The organism is Actinoplanes campanulatus, assembly GCF_014647795.1.
Lineage (GTDB): Bacteria > Actinomycetota > Actinomycetes > Mycobacteriales > Micromonosporaceae > Actinoplanes > Actinoplanes campanulatus.
In genome coordinates this window covers 1-1,203 of the sequence record NZ_BMPW01000074.1, presented here as the reverse complement: position 1 = coordinate 1,203, position 1,203 = coordinate 1, and the positions used below count along the sequence as shown (strand labels likewise).

General features: G+C 68.7%; 1 pseudogene. It reads right to left on the bottom strand.

The window, feature by feature from the left end:
• Positions 1-1,203, bottom strand: a pseudogene (locus IEZ13_RS46090) (IS3 family transposase); the annotation flags it as partial.

Genomic DNA, 1,203 nt, shown 5'->3' with positions numbered 1-1,203 from the left:
CGTGCGGGTCATCGCGTGTAGTGCCTCATGCTCGGCGGGTGGGACGTGCCCGAGCACGCCGTGCAGCCTCCGGTTGTTGTACCAGTCGATGTACTCGACGGTGGCCATCTCCAGGTCGTCGAGGCCGCGCCAGGGGCCCTTGTTGCGGACGAGTTCGGCCTTGAACAGGGAGTTGAACGCCTCGGCCATCGCGTTGTCGAACGAGTCGCCCTTCGATCCGACCGACGCGACCGCGCCGGCCTCGGCGAGCCGCTGGCTGTAGCGGATCGCTCGATATTGGACGCCGCGGTCCGAGTGGTGCACGAGTCCGCCCAGGTCAGCGCCCTGATTCTGGCGGCGCCAGATCGCCATCTTCAACGCGTCCAGCGCCAGGTCGGTGTAGAGACTCGTGGATACCTGCCAGCCGACGATCAGCCGGGAGTACACGTCGAGCACGAACGCGGCGTACACCCAGCCCACGGCCGTGCGCACGTAGGTCAGGTCGGCGACCCACAGCTGGTTCGGCCCGGCCGCGGTGAAGTCCCGTTCGACCAGGTCACGAGGCCGGTCGGTCTCGGCCGCCGGCCTGGTGGTCCGCGGCGACTTGTCCCGCAGCAGCCCACGCAGCCCGGCCTCACGCATCAACCGCTCGACGGTGCAGCGGGCCACCCGCACGCCGCGGCGGTGCAGCTCGTGCCAGATCTTGCGGGCGCCGTAGACACCGTAGTTCTCCGCGTGGATCTGCTTGATCAACCTGGTCAGTTCCTCGTCCCGTCGCGATCGTGGCGAGGCAGAGCGGGTCTTGGCGGCGTAGTAGGTCGACGGCGCGATCTGTGCCGGCGTGTCATGCAACGCCCGCAGAACCGACTGGACACCGTGCTGTTCCTTCTGGGAGTCAACGAACGCGACCCTCATCGCTAGGGCCGGTCCAGTTCGGCCGCGAAGAAAGTCGCCGCGGACTTCAGGATCTGATTCGCTCGCCGCAGCTCACGTACCTCCCGTTCCAGCGCGGCGATACGGTCGGCGTCGCTGCTGGTCGTGCCCGGCCGCTGCCCGGCGTCGACCTCGGCCCTCTTCACCCAGCCGCGCAACGCCTCGGGATGCACCCCGCACTGATCGGCGATCCGGCGGATCGCGCCGACCGCGGACGCCGGATCCCGCCGGGCTTCGATCGCCAAACGGGTCGCACGCTCACGCAGGTCATCGGGGTACTTCTTCGGTGCC